The organism is Bartonella sp. CL71SXKL (assembly GCF_042194935.1).
GTDB lineage: Bacteria > Pseudomonadota > Alphaproteobacteria > Rhizobiales > Rhizobiaceae > Bartonella.
Genome location: NZ_JBHINI010000082.1, coordinates 1 through 1,062 on the forward strand (window position 1 = coordinate 1; position 1,062 = coordinate 1,062).

General features: G+C 41.8%; 1 protein-coding gene. It reads right to left on the reverse strand.

Going from position 1 to position 1,062, the window contains the following annotated elements:
- Nucleotides 1-1,062 (reverse strand): ShlB/FhaC/HecB family hemolysin secretion/activation protein (locus ACFILA_RS09580; protein WP_375661131.1); only part of this gene is annotated, 1,062 nt, incomplete at both ends.

A 1,062-nucleotide genomic window follows, 5' to 3' on the forward strand; every position in this document is an offset into this window, starting at 1 on the left:
GTTGTAAGGGAAACACTATCACGGTAAAGAACCCTGCTTGTACTGGCGTGCAACTCACTGGAATCCCCCGTCGTCTCAATATCGGTAAAATTGCCAGGGATTATACTTTGGTAATTATAAACAGTGCCATTCAATCCAAAGGTCCAATAACCGTACGGAATACTCACACTCGCTGAAATGTTATTGCTATGTCCTTCTTGCTTGCTCCCACCCCAATAATCTGTCTGACTGCGCTGATAGTTAAAATCCCACGCATCATTCATCCCTAAAATATTTTCTACCCTCAAGCCCGCACTATAACGCGCATAACCCGTGGAAGATTGTCCCATATTGTCATGAGAAACAGTAACCTTGAAAGTTTTATCGAGATGATTGTTAATATTGACAATGGTGCTCCCTTCTTCACGCCCTGGAAGAAGTTCGCTTTGAGCGTGTGCTGAACTCAAACGGTTGATCTGATCAAGCCCCTGTTCAATATCGCGCATGTTCAGAACATGACCTTGAAGCCCAGGAAAAGCACTCCACACAACATTGTTATAACGAGACGCCGGTGAACCATTATAGTAAATCTCTGAAAGCTTCCCCTCAACGACAACAAATTTGAGCGTCTTGCTGTTTTTGATATCTTGATCAGGAATATAAAAACGCGCCGTTACATAGCCTTGATCCAAATAAACTTTGGTTAACTTCTTGATTAAGAGCTGAATATCGACAAGACCGATACATCCTCCAACATAAGGCTCTGTTACGGCTGATATAAAGCGCTTTTTGACATGATGCACTCCCTCAACAACAACAGCATGAATGGGAAAACATTGCTTCCCACCCAAAAGCGTTTCTGGATTTTGCTCTGAAGGCGTCTTTATCCTTTTAGGCGTTAAAGCGCGTAATTTCTCAATTCTTTCTAATTGCTGCTTCTCAGATTGTTGGCGAGAAAAATTATCTGTTGGGGAATGAAAAATAGCTGAGGAGCGCGCATAAACATTTACACCTGTAAACAAGCCAAAGAAAACAACAATGGCACGAAAAATTCTCAAAAGAGAACTTTGGCGTAAAAATACA